Origin of the sequence: Fibrivirga algicola (assembly GCF_011742925.1) — a bacterium.
GTDB classification, from domain to species: domain Bacteria; phylum Bacteroidota; class Bacteroidia; order Cytophagales; family Spirosomataceae; genus Fibrella; species Fibrella algicola.
On record NZ_WAEL01000003.1, the window covers coordinates 604768 to 627192 of the forward strand.

The 22425-nt window shown below is 54.6% G+C and carries 24 protein-coding genes; 17 read left to right on the top strand and 7 right to left on the bottom strand.

What is annotated here, in order from left to right; translation table 11 throughout:
- Positions 1-106: 106 nt before the first annotated feature.
- The 7 genes from F7231_RS10930 to F7231_RS10960 all read left to right on the top strand — a co-directional run bounded on the left by F7231_RS10930 (position 107) and on the right by F7231_RS10960 (position 8728).
- Positions 107-1828: a GH39 family glycosyl hydrolase gene (locus F7231_RS10930; protein ID WP_166691907.1), complete on the top strand. Its 1722-nt coding sequence runs from the start codon at positions 107-109 to the stop codon at positions 1826-1828.
- Between the two features lie 102 nt (positions 1829-1930).
- Positions 1931-2491 (top strand): helix-turn-helix domain-containing protein, encoded by a 561-nt coding sequence (locus tag F7231_RS10935; RefSeq protein ID WP_085411078.1) that lies wholly within the window; start codon positions 1931-1933, stop codon positions 2489-2491.
- A 14-nt stretch (positions 2492-2505) separates the two neighbouring features.
- Positions 2506-3675, top strand: a complete 1170-nt coding sequence (locus F7231_RS10940) for an enolase C-terminal domain-like protein (protein ID WP_085411079.1) — start codon at positions 2506-2508, stop codon at positions 3673-3675.
- Positions 3676-3699: 24 nt separating this feature from the next.
- Complete coding sequence (locus tag F7231_RS10945; protein WP_085411080.1) at positions 3700-4491, top strand: SDR family NAD(P)-dependent oxidoreductase; 792 nt, start codon at positions 3700-3702, stop codon at positions 4489-4491.
- 38 nt (positions 4492-4529) lie between these two features.
- Complete coding sequence (gene araD1 / locus F7231_RS10950; protein ID WP_310589305.1) at positions 4530-5537, top strand: AraD1 family protein; 1008 nt, start codon at positions 4530-4532, stop codon at positions 5535-5537.
- A 50-nt stretch (positions 5538-5587) separates the two neighbouring features.
- Positions 5588-6892 carry an MFS transporter gene (locus F7231_RS10955; RefSeq protein ID WP_166691908.1) on the top strand — a complete coding sequence of 435 codons (1305 nt, stop codon included), beginning with the start codon at positions 5588-5590 and terminating at the stop codon, positions 6890-6892.
- A gap of 243 nt (positions 6893-7135) precedes the next feature.
- Complete coding sequence (locus tag F7231_RS10960) at positions 7136-8728, top strand: aldehyde dehydrogenase (NADP(+)) (RefSeq protein ID WP_166691909.1); 1593 nt, start codon at positions 7136-7138, stop codon at positions 8726-8728.
- 117 nt (positions 8729-8845) lie between these two features.
- Here F7231_RS10960 and F7231_RS10965 read toward each other — a convergent pair whose 3' ends face one another.
- Both F7231_RS10965 and F7231_RS10970 read right to left on the bottom strand, forming a co-directional pair.
- Positions 8846-9766, bottom strand: coding sequence for a helix-turn-helix domain-containing protein (locus F7231_RS10965; protein ID WP_166691910.1), 921 nt, complete (start codon positions 9764-9766; stop codon positions 8846-8848).
- Positions 9767-9771: 5 nt separating this feature from the next.
- Positions 9772-10782: an aldo/keto reductase gene (locus F7231_RS10970; RefSeq protein ID WP_166691911.1), complete on the bottom strand. Its 1011-nt coding sequence runs from the start codon at positions 10780-10782 to the stop codon at positions 9772-9774.
- 222 nt (positions 10783-11004) lie between these two features.
- Between F7231_RS10970 and F7231_RS10975 the strand changes: the two genes are divergently transcribed.
- Positions 11005-11580 carry a DUF4082 domain-containing protein gene (locus F7231_RS10975; protein WP_166691912.1) on the top strand — a complete coding sequence of 192 codons (576 nt, stop codon included), beginning with the start codon at positions 11005-11007 and terminating at the stop codon, positions 11578-11580.
- 14 nt (positions 11581-11594) lie between these two features.
- Here the strand turns inward: F7231_RS10975 and F7231_RS10980 are convergent, their stop codons facing one another.
- The 3 genes from F7231_RS10980 to F7231_RS10990 all read right to left on the bottom strand — a co-directional run bounded on the left by F7231_RS10980 (position 11595) and on the right by F7231_RS10990 (position 13344).
- Positions 11595-11993, bottom strand: coding sequence for a group III truncated hemoglobin (locus tag F7231_RS10980; RefSeq protein ID WP_166691913.1), 399 nt, complete (start codon positions 11991-11993; stop codon positions 11595-11597).
- A gap of 6 nt (positions 11994-11999) precedes the next feature.
- Entirely contained in the window at positions 12000-12749 is a 750-nt protein-coding gene (locus tag F7231_RS10985) for an acyl-CoA desaturase (RefSeq protein WP_166691914.1), read from the bottom strand.
- A gap of 166 nt (positions 12750-12915) precedes the next feature.
- Positions 12916-13344: a hypothetical protein gene (locus tag F7231_RS10990; RefSeq protein ID WP_166691915.1), complete on the bottom strand. Its 429-nt coding sequence runs from the start codon at positions 13342-13344 to the stop codon at positions 12916-12918.
- 187 nt (positions 13345-13531) lie between these two features.
- Between F7231_RS10990 and ccoS the strand changes: the two genes are divergently transcribed.
- The 4 genes from ccoS to F7231_RS11010 all read left to right on the top strand — a co-directional run bounded on the left by ccoS (position 13532) and on the right by F7231_RS11010 (position 17104).
- The gene (gene ccoS / locus F7231_RS10995) at positions 13532-13774 is read left to right on the top strand and encodes a cbb3-type cytochrome oxidase assembly protein CcoS (RefSeq protein ID WP_085411089.1); all 243 of its coding nucleotides are present in this window, start codon (positions 13532-13534) and stop codon (positions 13772-13774) included.
- 34 nt (positions 13775-13808) lie between these two features.
- The gene (gene ccoN, locus F7231_RS11000) at positions 13809-16013 is read left to right on the top strand and encodes a cytochrome-c oxidase, cbb3-type subunit I (protein WP_166691916.1); all 2205 of its coding nucleotides are present in this window, start codon (positions 13809-13811) and stop codon (positions 16011-16013) included.
- Positions 16014-16088: 75 nt separating this feature from the next.
- Complete coding sequence (locus F7231_RS11005; RefSeq protein WP_166691917.1) at positions 16089-16259, top strand: hypothetical protein; 171 nt, start codon at positions 16089-16091, stop codon at positions 16257-16259.
- An 8-nt stretch (positions 16260-16267) separates the two neighbouring features.
- Complete coding sequence (locus tag F7231_RS11010) at positions 16268-17104, top strand: cbb3-type cytochrome c oxidase N-terminal domain-containing protein (protein ID WP_166691918.1); 837 nt, start codon at positions 16268-16270, stop codon at positions 17102-17104.
- A gap of 114 nt (positions 17105-17218) precedes the next feature.
- Here the strand turns inward: F7231_RS11010 and F7231_RS11015 are convergent, their stop codons facing one another.
- Positions 17219-17446, bottom strand: coding sequence for a hypothetical protein (locus F7231_RS11015; protein WP_166691919.1), 228 nt, complete (start codon positions 17444-17446; stop codon positions 17219-17221).
- A gap of 33 nt (positions 17447-17479) precedes the next feature.
- Positions 17480-17911, bottom strand: coding sequence for a transposase (locus F7231_RS11020; protein WP_166691920.1), 432 nt, complete (start codon positions 17909-17911; stop codon positions 17480-17482).
- A gap of 61 nt (positions 17912-17972) precedes the next feature.
- Here F7231_RS11020 and ccoG point away from each other — a divergent pair, with 61 nt between their 5' ends.
- From ccoG to F7231_RS11045, 5 genes are all read left to right on the top strand, one after another.
- Positions 17973-19448, top strand: coding sequence for a cytochrome c oxidase accessory protein CcoG (ccoG, locus tag F7231_RS11025; protein ID WP_166691921.1), 1476 nt, complete (start codon positions 17973-17975; stop codon positions 19446-19448).
- 47 nt (positions 19449-19495) lie between these two features.
- A complete protein-coding gene (locus F7231_RS11030; protein ID WP_166691922.1) occupies positions 19496-19918 on the top strand; it encodes a FixH family protein in 423 nt (140 codons plus the stop codon).
- Entirely contained in the window at positions 19915-20625 is a 711-nt protein-coding gene (locus tag F7231_RS11035) for a sulfite exporter TauE/SafE family protein (RefSeq protein WP_166691923.1), read from the top strand. The genes F7231_RS11030 and F7231_RS11035 overlap by 4 nt, the downstream gene beginning before the upstream one ends.
- An 86-nt stretch (positions 20626-20711) precedes the next feature.
- Positions 20712-21146, top strand: a complete 435-nt coding sequence (locus F7231_RS11040) for a hypothetical protein (protein WP_166691924.1) — start codon at positions 20712-20714, stop codon at positions 21144-21146.
- A gap of 42 nt (positions 21147-21188) precedes the next feature.
- Positions 21189-22376, top strand: a complete 1188-nt coding sequence (locus F7231_RS11045; RefSeq protein ID WP_166691925.1) for a hypothetical protein — start codon at positions 21189-21191, stop codon at positions 22374-22376.
- Positions 22377-22425 lie beyond the last annotated feature (49 nt).

Here is a 22425-nt window from a genome sequence, read left to right on the forward strand (position 1 = left end):
GAAAACTTAACTCTGTGTCCTCTGTGCCGTAACGACGGATCACTCTGTGTTGAACCCTGTTTTTTTCCAGCTTCCTCATTCCACTTTCTAGTCTATTAACCGTTTTATGAATCAACGTAAAAACAACATCTGGTCGACACTTACGGCACTCAGCCTGGGTACGTTCAGCCTCCTGCCCACCACCGATTGCCTGGCGCAGCCCGCACCCGATAAACCCGTACAGATTGAGGTTGATCTGGCGAAAAGCAAAGGGCCGCTAAAACCAATATGGGCGTGGTTTGGCTACGACGAGCCGAACTACACCTACATGAAGGACGGCAAAAAACTGCTGACAGAAATTTCCAAACTAAGCAAAGTGCCGGTCAACGTGCGGGTGCATAGTCTGCTGGTGACCGGCGACGGCGAAGCAGCCCTAAAATGGGGATCGACCAACGCCTACACGGAAGACGCCAAAGGCAACCCTATCTACAACTGGACTATTGTCGACAAGATTTTCGATACGTTCATCGAGCGCGGCATGAAACCCATTGCCCAGATCGGCTTCATGCCCGAAGCCCTCTCGACAAACCCGCAACCGTACCGCCACCACTGGAAGCCCGGCGATAACTACAACGACATTTACCTGGGCTGGGCCTACCCGCCCAAAGACTACAACAAGTGGAGCGAACTGGTGTATCAGTGGGTGAAACACTCGGTGGCCAAGTATGGCCAGAAAGAAGTAGAAAGCTGGTACTGGGAGCTATGGAACGAGCCGAACATTAGCTACTGGAAAGGCACCACTGAAGAGTACATCAAGCTGTATGACTACACCGCCGACGCCGTAAAACGCGCACTCCCAACGGCCAAAGTAGGTGGCCCCGAGGTGACCGGCCCCGGCAACAAAGGCGCCTTTACGTTCTTTAAAGCCTTTATGGAGCATATCGTGAACGGCAAGAACGCAGTAACCGGCAAAACCGGTGCGCCGCTCGACTTCATCACCTTCCACGCCAAAGGGGCACCTAAACTGGTTGACGGCCACGTGCAGATGAACATGGGCACGCAGCTCCGCGACATCGATCAGGGGTTCAGCGTGGTAGCATCATACCCAAGCCTGAAAAACCTGCCGATCATCATCGGCGAGTCGGACCCGGAAGGATGTGCGGCCTGTTCCGAAGATTTCAGCCCGCAGAACGCCTACCGCAATGGCACCATGTATTCGAGCTATACGGCCGCTTCGTTTGCCCGGAAATATGACCTGGCCCAGTCGCGGGGCGTTAATCTGGCGGGGGCCGTTACCTGGGCGTTCGAGTTTGAAAACCAGCCCTGGTTCCGTGGTTTCCGCGACCTGGCTACCAACGGCGTCGACAAACCAGTACTAAACGTATTCCGCATGTTCGGAATGATGCCCGGTGATCGGGTCGAGGTGAAGAGTGGTCTGGCCTACGATTACGCCCGCGTTCGGGACGAAAGCGTACGCGCCGAACCCGATATCAACGCGCTGGCCAGCAAAGATACCAAGTCGGCGGCGGTGATGGTCTGGAATTACCACGACGACAACGTACCTGCGCCCGACGCCCCCGTTTCGGTAGCCCTGAAAGGCATTCCTGCCAAAACGGCCACGGTGCAGCACTACCGCATCGACCAGAAATTCAGCAATTCGTATGAAGTCTGGAAAAAGATGGGATCACCCAAGGCCCCTACGGCCAGCCAAATCACGGAACTGGAGAAAGCCGGTCAGCTACAGATGATGGCCGCGCCCGAACAGGTACGTGTCACCAACGGAGAGGCCACCCTGAGCTTTGCCTTACCCCGGCAGGGCGTATCGCTGCTGAAAGTCACCTGGAAATAAAAAGCGCATTAAGATCAATTCACCCGGCGATTTGGCCAAAAATCGTCTCTCAAATTTTAGTTACTTTCGTTCAACACTATTGAATCAAAGTAAACAGGGAAGATGATTACAACAGACACGGCCACCACCAAACTAAATCTCGGCGATCGTATTAAAATCCTCAGGATCAACCAGAATCGGACACTTCAGGAAATCGCGGATGCGAGTGACTTGTCGAAAAGTATGATCTCGAAGATTGAGAATAATAAGACGGTTCCTTCGGTAGCGGCGCTGGTTAAAATTGCCAATACGCTGGGCACTACTATTTCCAATTTGCTGGAACACGACGGCTGGCTAAACGCCATTGTGACCTCCCGCCTGAAGGCCGAAGAAAGCCTGACGCAAACGGATAAAGGCTATTCCATTTACCCGTATGCGTCTGAGTATCACGAGAAAAAAATGCAGCCGTTCCTGTTTGTGGGCAAGAAAGGCGAAGTCAAACCGCACGAGCTGTCGCACGAAGGCGAAGAGTTTATCTACGTCATTCGCGGGCAGATGAAAATGCAGGTTGGCGAAATTGAATATCAACTCAAAGAGGGTGACAGCCTGTACTTTAATTCCTCGCTCAAGCACGGCATTCTGCCCACGTCCGACGAGGTAGCGTACCTGGACATCTTCGTTTAATTCGACATCTTTTTATGAAAATCATTGCCGTCAGGACCAAACTGTACCAATGGCAGGGGCCAGTAAAAACCAGCGATACCATCTTCGCAACGCCCCTTAGCCCGCTCCATTTCCAGAACGACTCGCAGGCCGCCTTCCGCTTTTTCAGCTGGCTGGTGGTGGAAATCGAAACCGACGAGGGACATATCGGACTGGGTAATGCGGGCTTATGTCCCGACGTAACCAAGAAGATAATCGACAGTAAACTGACGTCGCTCCTGATCGGCGAGAACCCGCTCAATACCGAATACCTCTTCGAGAAAATGTACCGGTCTACGGTGGCCTACGGCCGGAAAGGGGCCGTGATTGCCGCCATCAGCGCCATCGACATTGCCCTCTGGGACATTAAGGGGCTCGCCTTTGGGCAACCCGTTTTCATGCTGCTGGGCGGCCGCACAAAGCCCGCGATCGAGACTTACTACAGCCGGTTGTATACCCGCAACCTCGACGACCTGCAGGCCGAAGCCGCCCACTACAAAGCCGAAGGGTTCACCGGCATGAAGCTGCGTTGCGGTTACCCGCTCACCGACGGGCTGGAGGGCCTGAAGAAAAACGTGGAGATGGTGCGCGTGGTGCGCGAAACCGTGGGCGATGACGTGAACATCATGCTCGAAGCGTACATGGGGTTCAACCTGTCCTACGCCAAACAGTTACTGAAAGCGCTGGCACCGTATAACCTCCGCTGGGCCGAAGAGCTGCTGCTGCCCGACGAGATTCACAACTTCGCCAAGCTCCGGCAGTACACCGACATTCCGCTGTCGGGCGGGGAGCATGAGTACACGCGCTATGGTTTCCACGACCTGCTCCAGACCGGTGCGCTCGACATTTTCCAGTTCGACATAAACCGGGTGGGCGGCTTTACGGAGGCACAGAAAATCTGCAACATGGCGCTGACACACGGCGTCGACGTGATTCCGCACGGTGGGCAGATGCACAACCTGCACATGGTGATGAGCTCATTTGCCTGTCCCATGGCCGAGTATTTCCCCCAAACGGAGATCGAAGTGGGCAACGAAATGTTCTGGTACATTTTCGACGGGGAAGCCATTGCCGAAAACGGCAAACTCCAGCTCGACGATACCAAACCGGGCATGGGTCTGACGCTGAAAACCGAAGGCCTCGAACACTTCACCATCCTTGATTAATCAACCTGAACGCGACGTATTCGTATGGAACAGATTTCGGTAGAACACAGCATTTTAGACCAGTTTAAACTGCACGGCCAAACGGCGCTGGTGATGGGCGGAAACAGGGGCCTTGGTCTGGCTATGGCGCAGGGTCTGGCCGAGGCGGGAGCCAACATCATTATTGCCGCCCGCGACGAGGCCACCAACCGCCAGTCGGAGGAGATGCTCAAGTCGCTGTATGGCATTAACTGCATCAGCACAACCTGCGACGTAACGGCCGAAAAGAGCGTCAAAGCCACGATTGAACAGGCCGTTGACCACTTTGGCAAAGTCGATATTCTGGTCAATTCGGCGGGCATCAACATTCGCGGGGCCATCGAAGATTTATCGCTGGATGACTTCACAAAGGTGCAGCAGGTGAACGTAACGGGTACGTGGCTGGCCTGCCGCGAAGTGATTCCGGTGATGAAGCAGAACGGGTATGGCCGCATCATCAACATCGGTTCTATGCTGGCCCTGACGGCCATTCCCGACCGCACGCCCTACGCCACCAGCAAAGGGGCCATTCTGCAACTGACCCGCTCGCTGGCCATGGAATTGGCGAAAGAAGGCATTACGGTCAACGCCATTCTGCCCGGTCCCTTCGCCACCGACCTGAACCTGCCGCTACTGAACGACCCCGAAAAGTACCAGGCGTTCATTGCCAAAATTCCGATGGGGCGCTGGGGTGAACTGCACGAGATCGGCGGTATTGCACTCTATCTGGCCAGTCGGGCGTCAAGCTACGTTACGGGCTCCTGCTTCTCTGTCGACGGCGGCTGGGTAACGCAATAGTCCGGTCCTTCCTAAACGTCCTAAACCCTCCTTTTTTCGTGGAATCCATCCGATTAGTGCAGCTGTCGTCGGCCACTCAGCAACGACGCGTAGCACTGGTTCAGGAACCGCTTTTGCGATTCCTGAATCATACCCCGTCTATTTACGCTCTGGCGCTCGATGCCATTCGCGCCAGCCAATCGCTTACTAACCTCATTCATAGTCGTTTATCGGAAGAGACCGTCGACTACCAACCGGTGTATGACAGAACGGGCGACTGGCAGTTACTACCCGCCTTCGACCACCCCGACGGGCCGTTTGGCTGCATGGTGTCGGGCACCGGGCTGACGCATAAAAACAGCGCCCTGAACCGGCAAATGATGCACCAGTCGGCGGTTGAAAAACCCACTGACAGCATGCAGATGTACCAGTGGGGGGTTGAGGGCGGTTCACCCGACGCGGGGACCATCGGCGTTCAGCCCGAATGGTTTTACAAAGGCAACGGCTCCATTCTGCGCGCCCACGGCCAACCCCTGAACGTACCTGCGTATGGCAACGACGGCGGCGAGGAACCCGAAGTGGCGGCGGCTTACGTGATCGATGACGCCGGAACACCCCGACGCATTGGCTTCTGCACTGGCAACGAATTTTCGGACCACGTGATGGAAAAGAAGAATTACCTGTACCTGGCACCCTCAAAACTGCGGCAGTGCGCCATTGGCCCCGAACTGGTGATCACCGCCGATTTCAGCGAGTGGACCGGTACCGTAGGCATTGATCGGGACGGCCAGGAACTCTGGTCGGCCCCCATCCGAACGGGCGAAAGCAACATGGCGCATAGCCTTGAGAATCTGGAATACCACCACTTTAAATACGAAGCACACCGGCTACCCGGTCAGGCGCACGTCCATTTCTTCGGGGCCGACGCCTTCAGTTTTGGCCAGCAGTTGCTCTTGCAGGACGGCGATCTAATGCGGGTTGAATGGACTGGTCTGGGCCGGGCGCTGCACAACCCGCTTCAGGTGGTGAAGGAACCGGAGCAACTGATTCCGGTGCGGGCGCTCTAAGCTGTTTAGGACAAACTCAACGATGTTATCGCCTTCACCGGCTTCTCCTTATGGACAATCAGATTGGTTTGTTGACTAGCCCCGCGCCGCTGAAAATGCGCTGGGTTATGGTGGGTCTGGCGTTTCTGGCAACGGTACTGAATTACGTTCACCGACTGTCGTTCAACTACTTAAGCGCCGACGGCGACTTACGCAAGCTGATTCCCGACGACGCGTTTGGCTACATTGGCACTGCTTTTTTCGTGGCCTACATGATTTCCAACGCGTTTTCGGGCTTCGTCATCGACCGGCTCGGCACGCGCATTGGCTACGCCCTCTGCATGGCCTTCTGGACCAGTGCCGGCCTCATCCACGCCTTCGCCGTTACACCCCTGCAATTTGGCGTCTGTCGGTTTTTGCTCGGCATCGGCGAGGCGGGCAACTGGCCGGCTGCTATCAAACTGACCAGCGAATGGTTTCCTGCCAATGAACGCTCAACGGCGTCCGGCATTTTCAACAGTGGATCGGCACTGGGCGCGGTCATTGTGCCGCCCATGGTCGCGTACCTGGGCATTCAGTACGGCTGGCAGGCTACGTTTATCATACTGGCGGTGTTCGGCTACCTGTGGCTGGCCATTTTCTGGTTCACGTATTACACGCCCGAACAGTCGGCGAAGGAAGCCAAAGCCCGGATTATTCCGCCGCTGAAATTGCTCAAAACGCGGTTCGTGATCATGTTCACGCTCTCCAAAACCTTCATGGACCCGGTTTGGTATTTCGTCACTTTCTGGATTGGCCGTTACCTGGTCGATGTGCACCACTGGGACCTGAAACAGATTGGCTGGTACGCCACCATCCCGTTCATCATTGCCGACGTGGGTAACCTGGTGGGCGGCTATTTCACCCAGTTCATCATCAAGCAGGGCGTGCCTATTCCCCGCGCGCGCAAAGTTGCCGTGACCATCGCCGGCCTGATCATGGGTTCATCGCTGCTAATTGGCCCATTCGTTATCACTACCCCCTTATCAGCCATGTTCGTTTTTGGGATGGCGGGTTTTGGCTACACGGCCTACACGGCAAATTCGCTGGCATTCCCGGCCGATGTGGTGCCCAAAAGCGCGGCGGCGTCGGTCTGGGGGCTGGCTTGCGTAGGTACTGGCTTGGGTGGAGCACTGTTCCAGTCGCTTTCGGGTATTGTGCTGAAAACCTATTCGGCCACTTTAGGCTACACGGCGGCGTACAACATCCTGTTCATCGGCTTTGGTGCCGTTGCCCTGATCGGCTTGCTGATCATGCTTCTGTTCATGGGTCCGCTGGTTAAAAACAAAGAACTCCACGCGTATGTAGATGCTGATATTGAACCTGTTTTGACGTAACGTAATTGTAGTGTGTTGCTTCGCGAGCTAGTGTTGTGCTTCGCGCGTCGTGCCCTTCGACAGGCTCAGGGTGACAACTCACTCAAGTTGGTCATTCACATACTGGATGTGTATTGTCACCCTGAGCCTGTCGAAGGGCCATGCGTCAGCAATACACGCCAGCGCGAAGCAATACAACCACCTAACAATCAACACATTACTATCCACACCATTTACTCACTCACCACAACCTCAACCCGACTTATGCATTCGTTTACTGGCCAGAATTTTATTGGCTCCACAGCTAGTTCGCTTGGTGAGAACTCGTTTCAGGCATTCAGCACATTGGCCAACGACCTGCTGCCCGGCTCGTTTCACCAGGCAACGAGCGCCGAACTGGAGCAGGCCCTGACGCTCGCCGACACCGCATTCCCGATTTACAGCGAACTGCCCTACGCCCAACGAGCCGATTTCCTGGACGTCATTGCCGACGAAATCATGGACCTAGGCCAAATTTTGCTGGAGCGTTGTTCGGCGGAATCGGGTTTGCCGTTGGCTCGCATCACCGGCGAACGGGGACGTACCTGCGGCCAGTTGCGTCTGTTTGCCCAACTGCTCCGCGACGGCTGGTGGGCCGATGCCCGTATAGAAACTGCCCAGCCCGACCGCGCACCCTTGCCCAAGTCCGACATCCGGCGCATGTTCATTCCGATTGGGCCGGTGGCTGTGTTCGGAGCCAGTAATTTCCCGCTGGCTTTCTCAACGGCCGGTGGCGACACGGCGTCAGCGTTGGCGGCTGGTTGTCCGGTGGTGGTAAAAGCGCACTCGTCGCATCCGGGCACCAACGAACTGATCTCGACGGCTATCATCCGGGCAGCGCAAAAAACGGGCATGCCCGACGGTGTTTTCTCGTCGGTTTATCTGGCGCATGCCGATGTGATCCGGTTCGTGCAGCACCCGACGATCAAAGCCGTGGGTTTTACCGGCTCCCGTCAGGTGGGCATGCAACTGTTCAACGCCGCCGTTTCGCGCCCAGACCCGATTCCGGTCTATGCCGAGATGAGCGCCGTTAACCCGGTGGTGTTGCTGGAACAGGCAGTGCGAGTAGAAGGCGAAAAAATCGCCGCTCAACTGGCGGCATCAGTCGTGTTGGGGGCGGGGCAGTTCTGTACCAATCCGGGCTTGGTGTTGCTGGTCGATAGTGAGGCAGCGCAACAATTTCTAACCCATTTTGCCCGGCAAATGGGTAATACGGTACCGGCCACGATGCTTAACCGGAACATTCACAACGCGTATGTAAACGGCATTTCAGCCCTGCAAAGCAACAAAGCAGTCAACCTGTTGGCGGTCTCAGAACAGCATCCTGAACCTGACCGCTACGAAGCACAGCCCGCCGCCCACGTTGTTCGATCGGCTGATTTTCTGGCCGATAAAGCACTCGGCGAAGAAGTTTTCGGCCCGGCAACGCTGGTGGTTCTGTGCAGCGATACAGCTGATTTACTACAGGTTTTAACCTCGCTCGAAGGTCAGCTAACGGCCACGGTTCACGCCCTTCCTGCCGACGAACCAGCGGTACTGCCCATCCTTCGCGTGATGGCTCAGAAAGCGGGTCGGGTCATCTATGGCGGCTACCCAACGGGCGTTGAAGTGTGCCACGCCATGCAGCACGGTGGCCCGTTCCCCGCCACAACAGATGGGCGCTCAACGTCTGTAGGCACCGCCGCGATTAACCGGTTTGTCAGGCCGGTCGCCTATCAGGATGTCCCGGATCACCTGCTGCCCGCGCTCCTGCAAAATAGCAATCCGTTAAACAGTCTGCGCCTCATCAACGGATCATGGACACAAGCGGCTCTTTAGTCCGCAACAGGCTGTAGCTGACAGGTTCCTTTTCGCGTGTTGGCTTCGTGCCCTTCGACAGGCTCGGCGCGTGAAGCCAACACGCGAAAAGGAAAGTCTCTTCTGGCAATCAATACACTAATTAAACGAGTGCTTGAACTCCAACGGAGAGACGTTGGTCTTGCTTTTGAAGAGTTTGCTGAACGATTGTGGGTGCTCGAAACCGAGGCGGTAGGCTATTTCGCTGACGGATAACGAGGTAGTTGTCAGGCTCTCTTTTGCCTTTTCAATTAGCTTAGTATGAATGTGCTGCTGCGTGCTTTGCCCGGTCAGCGAGCGCAGCATATCGCTCAGGTACGTTGGCGAAATCGATAGCTGGTCGGCCAGGTACTGCACCGTTGGCAGGCCCCGCTCCTGCACGTTGTCGCCATTGAAATAATCAGTCAGGATCGTTTCCATCCTCGTCAGCAGGTCGTTGTTGACGTGTTTGCGGGTGATGAACTGGCGGTTGTAAAACCGATTCGCGTAGTTGAGCAGCAGGTCGACATGCGATAGCATCACATCCTGACTGAACCCATCGATCGGCGCGTGGTACTCCTGTGCGATGTTCAGCATGATCGACTTGATCATCGCCTCTTCTTTATCTGAGACGTGCAGGGCTTCGTTAACGGCGTACGAGAAGAATCCGTAGTCTTTAATGCCTTTCGCCAGCGCGTGGTTCAGCAGGAAATCGGGATGCACCGTCAGCCACCAGCCCGACATGGCCATATCGTCGGGCGTGACGGTCGAGATCACCTGACCCGGCGAAAAGAAGGTCATCACCCCCTCGTCGAAATCGTAATAATTCTGTCCGTATTTCAACTTGCCGGTGAAGCCTTTCTTGATGCAGATCGAATAGAAATTATAAACAAAACTCTGGGTCGGCACATCGATGTGGCAAACGATGTCGCTCATGTCAATGACGCTCACCAGCGGATGGGCTGGTTTCGGCAGTTTCATCAAGCGGTGCAACTCCGAGACAGACTCGATGATGTAGGGGTGATTGGCTTCTTTTTTCATAACGTTTACTGATCGACCATGCTCATGCCAACAGATTCATAGCGGTCGCCCGTCGATAGACCTAACGGAACAATAGCTTCCAGGCGTTCCAGTTCAGTGGCTGTCAATGTGATACTGGTTGCGGCGATATTTTGCTCAACGTACCTGACGCGCTTGGTACCGGGAATGGGCAACGCTCCTTTTGCGATTGTCCAGGCGATCGCCAACTGCGACGGGGTGATTCCTTTCTCGCCAGCCATCGCTTTGATCGCCGCAACCAGGTCAAGATTCTTCTGGAATTGCTCGCCCTGAAACTTGGGAATGCTGCGCCGAAAATCATCAGCCGGGAAATCGTCCGGGCTGGTAATATCGCCCGACAGGAAGCCACGGCCCAGCGGTGAATACGCGACGAAGCCGATACCCAGTTCGGCCAGCCCCGCCAACGTACCCAGTTCTTCGGGGTTGCGCTCAAACAGCGAATATTCAGTTTGCAGGGCGGTGATGGGGTGAACTTGATGCGCGCGTTTCACGGTGTCCAGCGATACCTCCGACAATCCGACGTAGCCAATCTTGCCTTCTTTCACCAGCTCGGCCATAGCGCCAACGGTATCTTCAATAGGCGTGCTGGCGTCGAGCCGGTGGAGGTAATACAGGTCGATGTAGTCGGTACCGAGGTTTGTCAGCGACCGCTCGATGGCCTTTTTCACGTAGTCGGGCCGACCGTTGATCTGCCACGTAAGGTCACCGGCATCGTCGATCTCATAACCGAATTTGCTGGCGATAATATACTGATCGCGGTTGCCTTTGATGGCTTTGGCCAGCAGCCGTTCGTTGTGCAGCGGACCATACAGATCGGCCGTATCAAGGAAGTTACCGCCCAGTTCGAGCGAGCGGTGGATGGTGGCGATGGCTTCCGTTTCATCGGATTTACCGTAGATATCGGCACCGGCAATCTGGGTCATGCCCATGCAGCCAAGCCCGATGGCTGGCACGACGAGTCCCTGGCTACCCAGGTTCATTGTTGGAACACTGTTCATTGTCTTTCTGGTTTGTTGCGTCTTATTCTGACCATGCAAAGGTCAGTAAGCGCACCGGTCAAAAAGTAGCCAAAGCCCGTATCGTTGTATCCAGAATGAGGAACGGGTGAAACAAAGCTATCAGGTACGCTGGATAAGCCAGACGCCCGATTACTAAGTGCCTGATTAATTGACTTTCATCAGCCAGTAGTATTGGACCTACATATCAACTATATCCAAACCATGAAAAAAACACTGATTGTAGGACTAATGATGAGCGTTGCTACCCTGACCGGTTGCAGCAAAAAAGACACCGTAAAGCCGGGTGAAAACTCGGTAACAGCTTTCATTACCGAGAATACGTTAACGCCAGGCACCCGTACGTCGGGCCCCTGGGAACTGGGTATCGTATTCAGTGCTTCGGTAGCTGGCAAAATAACGGAAGTAGGGAGCAAAATGCCGGAGCCTGGCAGCTACCGGGTGATTGTCTGGGATTTCGATACGAAACAGGTACTACGCCAGAAAACAATCGAGCAAACCAGCCCCGATAAACTCACCCTCAACGGCATAGATGCGCTGGCCCTAACGGCCAACAAGAAGTATGTAATCAGCGTAAATAACCAGTCAGATGGGGTAAACAAGAAGTATGCATTTACGGCTAAAACGGGAGGGGCTGACTTTATGCCGTTTACCAAAGGCAGCATCCTGGTCTATAACAGCTGTTACAGAAACACCGCTACACCCCTTTTCCCCGACGTTGTCAGCAACGTAAAATACGAGCTCTACGGCTACCCTGAGTTTACGTTCGTTCCCGATTGACAGTGATTTCGCCTTTATGTCTGCAGCAAGCCAGCCGTATACATCCGACTCTGCATGACGGCGGCGATCGACTGAGCCCTGAGCAGCGCTTCGCGGGTACGTTCGCCTGCGAAGCACTCGTTCAGTGTTTGGGTAAATAGGGTCAGCCACTGATCGAAGTGGTCGGCTGAGATCGGCGTTTTCTGCGCCAGCTCAAAATGGGGCCGCATGGGGTTGCCCTGATACGTACCTGACCCCAGCAGAATACCCGACCAGAAAGCCGCTACACGAGGCAGGTGCGCCAGCCAGTCCACCTTCGCCACCTCGTCGAAGATGTAGCCGAGCTCAGCATCGTTCCGAACACGGTCGTAGAAACGATCCAGAAAATAGGCAATATCCGCCTCCGATTCAATATCGTGTAGAGTCGTAGTCACGGGCTTTTACATGTACGCTTCGTCGCGACCGAGGCGTAGCTTCAGGATGCCCACTTTATTGAGTAACAGAATCAACGGGTAGGCGGGGTCGAACTCGTGCCAGCGGAAGCCACCGAAGTTGGGACGGCCACCGAACTTGTGATGGTTGTTGTGGTACGATTCGCCCATCATCAGGAAATCGAAGGGAAGCAGATTTCTGGCGGTGTCTTCCAGCTTGAAGTTGGTGTATCCGTAGCGGTGCGCATACCAGTTGATGATCGCGCCATGCACAGGACCCATCAGGAAGTGAACAGGCAGCAATAAAAACAGCCAGGGCGAGGTGGCAAACTGGATGTAGAAGAGCGTATAGGCCGTTCCCCAGGCCAGCCGAACCGGCCAGCGGTCGCCCAGCCATTCCATGAATTGCCAGTTGGGCACGCCTTTTTTGAATTTGGCGGGTACCGAGTCGCGGTCGTTGAGTATATCGTTGTAGATCACCCGCGTTTTCCACATCATGTCGAACAGATTCTTCGAGAATTCCGGCGAGTGCGGATCATTCTCGGTGTCGGCATGGGCGTGGTGCAGGCGGTGCATGATACCGTAGGCGCGGGGGCTGAGAAACGAAGAGCCCTGCCCAACGAAGGTCAGCGTGTAGAAGAATTTTTCCCAGCCTTTACTCATCGTAAACATCTGATGGGCGGCGTAGCGGTGGAGAAAGAACGTTTGCATCAGCACCGACAGGTACCAGTGCGCCAAAAAAAAGAGGAGAATGATCATGTAGTAGTTGGCAACCGATTGTACAGTTGCAGGTAGCCTAGACCGGGCGGGTGGACCCAAGCCAGTTTCAGCGAAAAATCTATAGTAAGCCCGAAGCTAACGCGGTTCCGCCCGCCCGGTTTAGAGTATTGCAGGTACGTTGCACCAGGTAACGCACGGGGGTCTGCTAGATCAGGTTAAGCAACATCAGTTCACCAAGGAATGCCTGGCAGCGCTCTTTCATACGGTCATATTCGGCCGACACTGCCGAGATGATCGTGCTACTGGTAGACGGCTCAACGAAATGCGGGTCGGGGCAAGACACCGTCGTAGCCGACGATGAACAGCTTGTACCGGTACAGACCACGTCGGCTCGCAGGTTGTGAATACGGGATTTCAGGCGGTTGAGCGATTGCGTGTACCCAACCAGCGGATGGTTCAGGCTCCGGAAACTGTCGCTGGGCAGATCGGCCAGTAACGCCAGTAGTTGATCAATTTCATCTTCGCTTTGTTCCAGGCTGGTTGCCCAGGCCTGATGCTGTGAGCGGCAGGTCTGTAAGGGCGTTTGAGTGAGTAAAGCAGCAGTCGTTTTCTGCAATTCAGTGGCGGTATTCATATGTATTGGGCTCATTGGTGCCGTAAAAGTGGGGACTACATTCACGCACGTACCTGACCCGGCTCAGGCTGATACCTGATAAAAATCAGTCCGCCCTGTAACTGAATTTTATCACTTTCCCGACTGACGAACCTCATCGGGAGCCCGGTAGATGCCCCCCAATTTTGGCCTGTCAACTATCAATGATATGGCTATCATCTTCTTCATGATTGGAATTAGCCTGTTTATGGCGCTGGGGTTTCTGGCCGCCTTCATCTGGTCGATGCGTACCGGTCAGCAGGATGATCTGTATACACCGGCAATGCGCATGCTACTCGATGACACAACCCCCTACACAGCGGTGGGTGAGCCCGGCGAGCTACTAAAAACGGCCCATACCGTTCCCCCCGACTCACGGCCCAATCCAGCCATCATACTACCTGCCGCCTGATTTGCCCAACCGTTACATTTTCCTCCGTTACCCTATGAACACCGTTACAACCACTACGCCGCCTGTACTTATATCACCCGACCGGGAGGCTATCGGGCAACCGCCGAAAGGGCAGCCGCCAGTAGCCGAGCGCTTTGCATACGATAACACCATTGTCCGCAATTTCGCCGTCGCCACCATTATCTGGGGCGTCATTGGCATGCTGGTGGGTGTCATTGTTGCCACGCAGTTATTTGCTCCAGCCGCCAACCTGGGTAACCAGTACACCACGTTTGGCCGAATTCGGCCGCTGCATACCAACGCAGTCATTTTTGCCTTCGTGGGCAACGCCATTTTCATGGGCGTTTATTATTCGTTACAGCGGCTCTGCAAGGCCCGTATGTTTTCTGATTTACTCAGCAAAATCCACTTCTGGGGCTGGCAACTCATCATTCTATCGGCCGTAGCCACGTTGCCTCTGGGCCTAACCACGTCGAAAGAATACGCCGAGCTGGAGTGGCCTATTGACATTGCCATTACGCTGGTATGGGTTGTGTTCGGCATCAACATGTTTGGCACCATCATCAAACGGCGCGAGCGGCACTTGTACGTAGCCATCTGGTTCTACATCGCCACGTTCGTGACTATCGCCGTGCTGCACATCGTCAACTCGATGGCCATTCCGGTTAGCTTTCTGAAAAGCTACTCGATGTATGCCGGGGTGCAGGACGCGCTCGTTCAGTGGTGGTACGGCCACAACGCCGTGGCGTTCTTCCTGACAACGCCGTACCTGGGCATGATGTATTACTTCCTGCCCAAAATGGCTAACCGGCCCGTGTACTCGTATAAACTGTCGATTCTGCACTTCTGGGCCCTGATTTTCATCTACATCTGGGCCGGACCGCACCACTTGCTCTACAGCTCACTACCCGATTGGGCGCAGTCACTGGGCGTTGTGTTCTCCATCATGCTCATTGCGCCGTCGTGGGGCGGTATGATCAACGGGTTACTGACGCTGCGCGGTGCCTGGGATAAGGTGCGCGAAGACGCCATTCTGAAGTTTATGGTCGTGGGCCTCACCGCCTATGGTATGGCCACGTTTGAAGGCCCACTGCTGTCGCTGAAAAACGTAAATGCCATTGCCCATTTTACCGACTGGATTGTGGCGCACGTGCACGTTGGTGCCCTGGGCTGGAACGGCTTTCTGACGTTTGCCATTCTGTACTGGCTCATCCCACGCATGTACCACACGCCGCTGTACTCGAAAAAACTGCTAAATACGCACTTCTGGCTCGGCACATTAGGCATCCTGTTCTACGCCATTCCGATGTATATCTCGGGTTTTACACAGGGTATGATGTGGAAAGAATTTACGCCGGAAGGCATGATGAAGTACCCCAACTTCCTTGAAACGACCCTACGCCTGCTCCCCATGCATATGATGCGGGCCACAGGCGGCACCATCTACCTGATTGGCGCTATTCTGATGGGGTATAATCTGTTCAAAACCATGTCGCTGGGTACGTTGCAGGCTGACGAACCAGCCGAAGCGCCGGCCCTGCAGAAAGAATACGTACCTACGGGCAGCGACACCTACTGGCACCGCTGGTTCGAGCGCAAGCCAATGCCGCTGCTGGTTGGTTCGCTCATCGTGATTCTGATTGGCTCGCTGATCGAACTGGTGCCTACGTTCATGGTCGAAAGCAACGTACCTACCATCGCCTCGGTCATGCCGTATACCGCGCTTGAAGTACAGGGCCGCGACCTGTACATCCGCGAGGGCTGCGTAAACTGCCACAGCCAGCTGGTTCGGCCATTCCGCTCAGAAACAGAACGGTATGGCGAATACTCGAAGGCCGGCGAATATGTCTATGATCACCCCTTCCTGTGGGGCAGCAAGCGGACCGGACCGGACCTGCAACGCGAAGGCGGCCGCTATCCGAACTCGTGGCACTACTACCACATGGAAAACCCCCGCTCGATGTCGCCCGGTTCGATTATGCCGGCTTACCAATGGCTGCTGTCGCAGCAACTGGATGTGTCATCGACCCCCGGAAAACTGGCTGCCCTGCAGAGTGTGGGTGTTCCCTATCAGGATGTCGACATCGCCAGAGCTAACGACGAGCTGAAACAGCAAGCCGACGGCATTGCAGCGAACCTCGCTAAAGAAGGAATCAAGGTGAAACCGGATCGCGAGATCGTGGCCCTTATCGCCTACCTGCAACGGCTGGGTACGGATATCAAGAAAATGGAAAACTAAAAAAAGCTGGGAGTGGGGCTGGGGGCGTAAGTTGCCCCATACCCTACGCCCCCAGCCCCACTCCCACGCAACACAATGTTCAAGCAATTCATAACCACTATTCCAGGTGCAGATGTGTACATGGTCGGCTCGTTTCTGACCTTCCTCGCCTTCTTCATCCTGATCGGCCTCTACCTGCTTCTGGCCGACAAAAATCAGCTCAATCAAATTAGTCGATTGCCGCTCGACGAACCCCAAGACGCCTGATTGACCCCATGAACGCACTCTTTCTAACCGTAAATGCCCCCAGCTCGGTCTGGAACCTCACCTCTGGCGAAGATCTGCTGTGGGTAGTTATGCTGACGATCATTACCATCGGTATGATCCTGATTCTGGGGGTTACCATCTACCTGGCTTTCGTTTTGAAGAAAGCCCTCAACCCCGAACAAGCAACCGAAATTGCTAAACCGCAACTGTCGTTCTGGCAGCGCTTCAGTGGCTTACGTCCCCTAAGCCACGAAAAAGACCTGGCGCTGGACCACACCTACGACGGCATTGTGGAACTCGACAATCCAACGCCCCCGTGGTTTATGTATCTCTTTTACAGCACGATCGCGTTCGGTGTCGTTTACCTGTTCCTGTTCCATATCGTCGGAAGCAGCGACCTCCAACTTGCTGAATACGATAAAGAGGTAGCCATGGCCGACGTGCAGCACGAGGCCTACATCAAGCGGGTAGCGGGCTCGATCAACGAAAACACGGTTGCCTTTGTGAAAGACGCCAAATCGATCGACGACGGGAAAACACTGTTCACCCAATACTGTGTTGCCTGCCACGGCAATGCCGGGCAGGGCGGCGTTGGCCCCAACCTGACCGACGACTACTGGCTGCATGGCGGCTCGGTACAAAAGGTATTTCACACCATTACGGAAGGGGTGCCCGAAAAAGGGATGATGTCGTGGAAAAAGCAACTAAACCCGCTACAGGTACAGCACGTAGCCAGTTTCATTCTGTCGCTGCAAGGATCGAAACCAGCCGGTGGTAAAGAACCACAAGGCGAAAAAGAAGCCCCTGCCTTAACTGCACAAGGTGAGAAAGTAGCGGCGAATTAGGTACGTAGTGCTGTCAGGTCCCCGACCTGACAGCACATGAGTCCCCGACCCAGCGATAGCCAAATCAACTGCCGCTAGGCGAGCCCAGCACAGGCATGACTCTAGAGAGCCCAATCAAAAGATATCCAGATAGTGAAGCAGGGCAGATGTTTTGTTGCTGGTTAGGTAGAATGCCGCACTGGAGTGGCGATAGTGTTCGGGGGCAGCCACAAGACCCGCTTTGACCGGATTTTGATGCATGTAGTCGATTTTGGTTTCGCAAACATCCCGGCTGTATAGCACCACATCGTCGAAACGGTCTTCCCATATTTTGAAGGATTGCTCATTCACTTCATGGACCATTGATAAGGCGAGGTGTGTATGGTGTTTTAGCAACTAATCGCGAAGGGTGCGCGATGTCATCTTCTTGAAATCACGCACATAGTCCGACAATCGATTTTCCTGTTCGAAATACACGATCAAATGAATGTGATTCGACATGAAAACATAAGCTACCAGGCGGGTCGAGTACTTCTGATTGTAGAAGCGGATATTCTCATAGAGGATAGTAAAGCTGACTTCATCTGGAAGAAAGAAATGATGCTCATGGCAGGTAATAGTTACAAAGAAACAGCGATGATCTGTCAGTTTAGTCCGATTCCGAAGGCCCATTTGTGCTACTTGGATTGTGATAATACCCTGAAAGTTAAGGCTGTTTTGATGCTGACCACAACCCTTCACTACATCGCTTTCGCCCGGCGGCGTTTTAGTAGCCTTAAGATGGGTCAGGGACCCGCAGGCCGTCAGGTCACGGACCTGACGGCACATGATCAAGCAACACAGCAACTAGTATATAAATACGAGTAACGTACCCAACTCAACAAATCTAATGACTACTATTGACACCCCTGTGGACGACTATTTCCGGTCGCATTTGCCGAACCAGACAGAAGCGGGCGGGCGGAAATGGCTCTACCCCAAGGCTACGTCAGGCCGGTACACCAACTGGCGGATGGTGGTATCCTGGGTACTGCTGGCCTGCTTGTTTGCCGGGCCAATGATCTGGGTCGATGGGCATCCGCTGTTTCTGTTCAACGTGCTCGAGCGGCGATTTATCTTCTTTGGTGTAACCTTCTGGCCACAGGATTTTTACCTCGTTGCCATTGGGCTTATCACGTTCATTGTCTTCGTGGTACTGTTTACCGTGGTATTTGGCCGCGTATTTTGCGGTTGGGCGTGTCCGCAGACGATCTTTATGGAAATGGTTTTCCGGAAAATCGAAGGCTGGATCGAAGGCGATTTCAGAGCCCGCCAACGCCTCGACGCTGCTCCCTGGACACCCGACAAGATGGTGAAGAAAACCGCCAAACACAGCGTATTCTTTCTCATCTCTTTTCTCATCAGCAACACCTTTCTGGCTTATCTCATCGGGCGCGATCAACTGCTGGCCATCGTCACCGACTCACCTGCTAACCATACTGTTGGGCTGTTCGCCATCCTGATTTTTACGGGCGTCTTTTACCTCGTCTTTGCTCGACTCCGCGAAATTGTTTGCACCACCATCTGCCCCTACGGTCGCTTGCAGGGCGTTATGCTCGACAAAAATTCCCTGACCGTTGCCTACGATTTTATCCGGGGCGAACCGCGCGGGAAGAAGGTCCGGGGGGGCGAAGGGACGGGGGCGCGGGGCTTGGGGGTAAATGCTCCGCTCCAAACTCTTTACCCCGAGCCCCAGACTCCCCGCCCCACGCCAAAGGGTGATTGTATCGACTGCAACCTGTGCGTGCAGGTGTGCCCGACGGGAATCGACATCCGGAACGGAATTCAGCTGGAGTGCATCAACTGCACCGCTTGCATGGATGCCTGCGATGAGGTGATGGACAAGATCGACCGGCCACGTGGGCTGATCCGAATCGATTCGCTCAACAACATCGAACAGTCCATACCATTTCGGGTATCGGGCCGCATCATGGCCTACAGCGCAGTACTGCTCGCCTTACTGGGCCTGATCGGTTACCTGCTGGCCAGCCGACAACCGCTCGACCTCACGGTGTTGCGGGCTCCCGGCCAATTATATCAGCGGGGCGAAGGTCAACTAATCTCCAATCTCTACAGCCTGGAAGTTATCAACAAGACTTACAAGCCCATGCAGCTGGCTATTCACGCCAGCCGTGCCGATGCCAAACTACGCTTCGTGCAGCCGCTAGGTACGTTGGAACCCGGAACGCTCACCAAAGTCATGTTCTTCATCGACCTGCCCGAGCGGACGATCACGCAGAACAGCACGCCACTCACCCTCGACGTTGCCACCAACGGCGACGTTCTGAACAACATCGAAACCACCTTTCTGGGGCCGGTGAAATAGAGAGCGAGCTGTTCGCTCTTTACCTAACTTTTTCACTCATTAACGCTATGAACTGGGGTAAATCAATTGTACTTGTCTTTATCGTCTTTGCCGGATTCATCGGCAGTATGGTCTATCTGATGGTCAGCCAGCGGGTCGATCTGGTGCGGGAAGACTATTACCAGGACGAGATTGCGTATCAGAAGCAGATTGACCGGGTAGCTCGTACGGCCCGCCTGAGTCGTGCACCGGCTCTGGCGCTTGACGTTAACAGGCAACAAATAGCCCTCAATTTGCCTGCTGGCTGGGAAAAAGGCAAACTGACCTTCTACCGCCCCAGCGACAGCCTCAAAGACCAAACCATCCAGCTCGTTTCAAATCAACAGACCGTATCAACGGCAGGGCTCATCACCGGCATCTGGCGGGCACAACTGAGCTGGTCGGCCAACGGTGAGGACTATTACTACGAACAGACCCTCACGCAGCCATGAGCATCGCCTGGCTCCTGACCGCCCTCACGACGGGGCTTGTCGGCAGTCTGCACTGCGTCGGTATGTGCGGTCCGCTGGCGATGGCTCTTCCCGTTGGGCGGTTGCCACACGCACAGCGGGCTCTTGGCGTAGGTACGTACCACCTGGCCCGGCTGACGGCTTACGCCACCGTGGGGGCAACCTTCGGCCTGGCCGGACAAGGGTTCTTGCTGATGGGGTTGCAACGCCCCCTTTCCATTTGTGCCGGTCTGTTGTTGCTGGCCTGGACGCTGTGGGCCCGTGGTAAATTTGGCAGCCTTATCACCGCCAAATCCACCCGCTGGATTGTAGGGCCGATCGGTCACTTGTTGCAGGAACCCGCCTGGTATTCCTTCACCGCACTGGGTTTTCTGAATGGCCTGCTGCCCTGTGGTTTCGTCTACGTAGCCCTCGCCGGTGCCATTACTACCGGTAACGCCGCCGACAGCGCCATCTACATGGCTATTTTCGGAGCTGGTACCGTACCCGCCCTCTTGTTGGTTCGGGCGGTTCCGTCACTGTTTCCCCTCAGCCTGCGCCGCCGCTTTACCCGCCTGATGCCCATTATGGCCGTTTGCGTAGCGGTGCTGCTACTGGCGCGTGGCCTCTACCACCCAGGTACGTCTGCCGGCCACTCGTCAGACCAACCCATCCCCGTCTGCCATGGTCCGCTGATCGTTGGGAAGTAAGGCATCGTCGAGTCGGCTTCCTGGTTCATTGCCTTTTGTACGAAAAAGCAGGTCTACGCGTTTTACACCAAATAAACTGCTTTCCAGTGATCCGTTTTAACCTGACCTTTCTCTGCACGTTACTACTGGCAATCAGCGGCATAAACGCCCAGAATACCAACCAGCGTAGTGAAGCCCGTACCCCGATCTTCCGCGTTAATTTTTACGTTAACGGCTCGTTAATTGACCCTAAAAAAGGCGTACTCGCTCGAGCCGAGGATTTCAGGATTGATATCGAGTCACCAGATCCGGCTCATGAAAAGGTGGTGTTGAAAAAAGCGGTAGTTACCGTAGCTAGTGGTGCGCGCAGAATAGCGTTCTCTCCCTACTACCCAAATTCAAAAACATCGTCGGGTATGGGCTGGAATGCTACCGCTGGCGACAGAGTTGTGATTGACTTAACCGAGTTAACTATTGAAAGACCCGGTGAAAAGCCAGTTGCATTAGCTAACCGAACTAACTACACGCTACCTGTTTACTAGTATGATATCTTTACCGGTGTTATATCGACAAGGGTTCTGCTCATGAAATACATATACCTGGTCATTACACTATTACTCGCTCACTCGGTCTTTGGTCAGTCGAAGTGGCCCGTCATCAAAGCTACATCGAGCCGCGTAGCTATTCGCGATGGTGCGTTTCTGGATAAAAACGCCTGGTCACTGTCGCCAAAAATAAGGCCCGACGTGTTTACCGCCGACCGGACAAGGCAATCGAAATGGGTCACGTTTTACACCGATATCGACTCGATTCGGGTTCGGGTAAAGCCGGGCAGCACCTTTGATTTCGTAGTACTGCTGAACGGAAAAGATTCCTGCTTCACGCGCATAGCCAGCGCCATTCCTGCTGAGCGGAACGCCCCCGGCGCCAAGCATACCCACGATACGATCCCATTCGTGCTGACGAGTTACAACGCCATCCACGTTCGCTCGATCCTGAACGACCGCGACACGGTAAGCCTCCATTTCGATGTAGGTGCGTTCGACTTCCGCCTAACGCGGGAAGCCATATTGAAACGGACAAAACTAATGGCCAGCCAACCTGACGCGGTGGCTGGGAAAGCCACGCCCGACTTTACCAAACGGGAAAAAGTCGTGAAGCTACAGATGGGTAAGTTAGTCTGGGTCAACCCCTCCCTTTCAGTAACCACGCAGACAGCCCATGAGATGGACGGTCGCTTTGGCTGGAATCTATTCGAAGGCAAGTCCGTAGAAATTGATTACGACAAAGGGTTGCTCATCATTCACTCGCAACTACCCAAAAACCTGACCGGGTACGTTAAATCGCCCCTTACTTTCATCCGCTCCTTCGTGTGTATGGACGGCACACTAACCATTGCCAACAAGCCCTACAAAGGCAAATTCCTCTTCGACACCGGCGCCGACAAAGCCATGATTCTCGATAGCACCTGGGTGGCCACCCAGCATGTTCCGGCGAATCTGCCGCTGATTAAAAAATCGGCAGTGACAGACCCGCGCGGTGTAAAATACGAAACCCGCGTGGTGCGTATGCCCGGCGTGACCATCAACGGGTTCGCACTCTCGGCCATTCCAGCCACGCTGTTGGGCAGCAAACGCCCACTCGATTTTGAGATCAACTACTTTGGCAACGACCTCCTGAAGCGCTTCAACACCATCCTCGATTTCAGGAACGACTACATTTACCTCAAACCCAACAGCCTGATCAATCTGCCCTACCGGGAAAACTCATAGCAACCAGCTTATAAAGCGATTACCAGGTAACTCTCCATACCAAAACAAG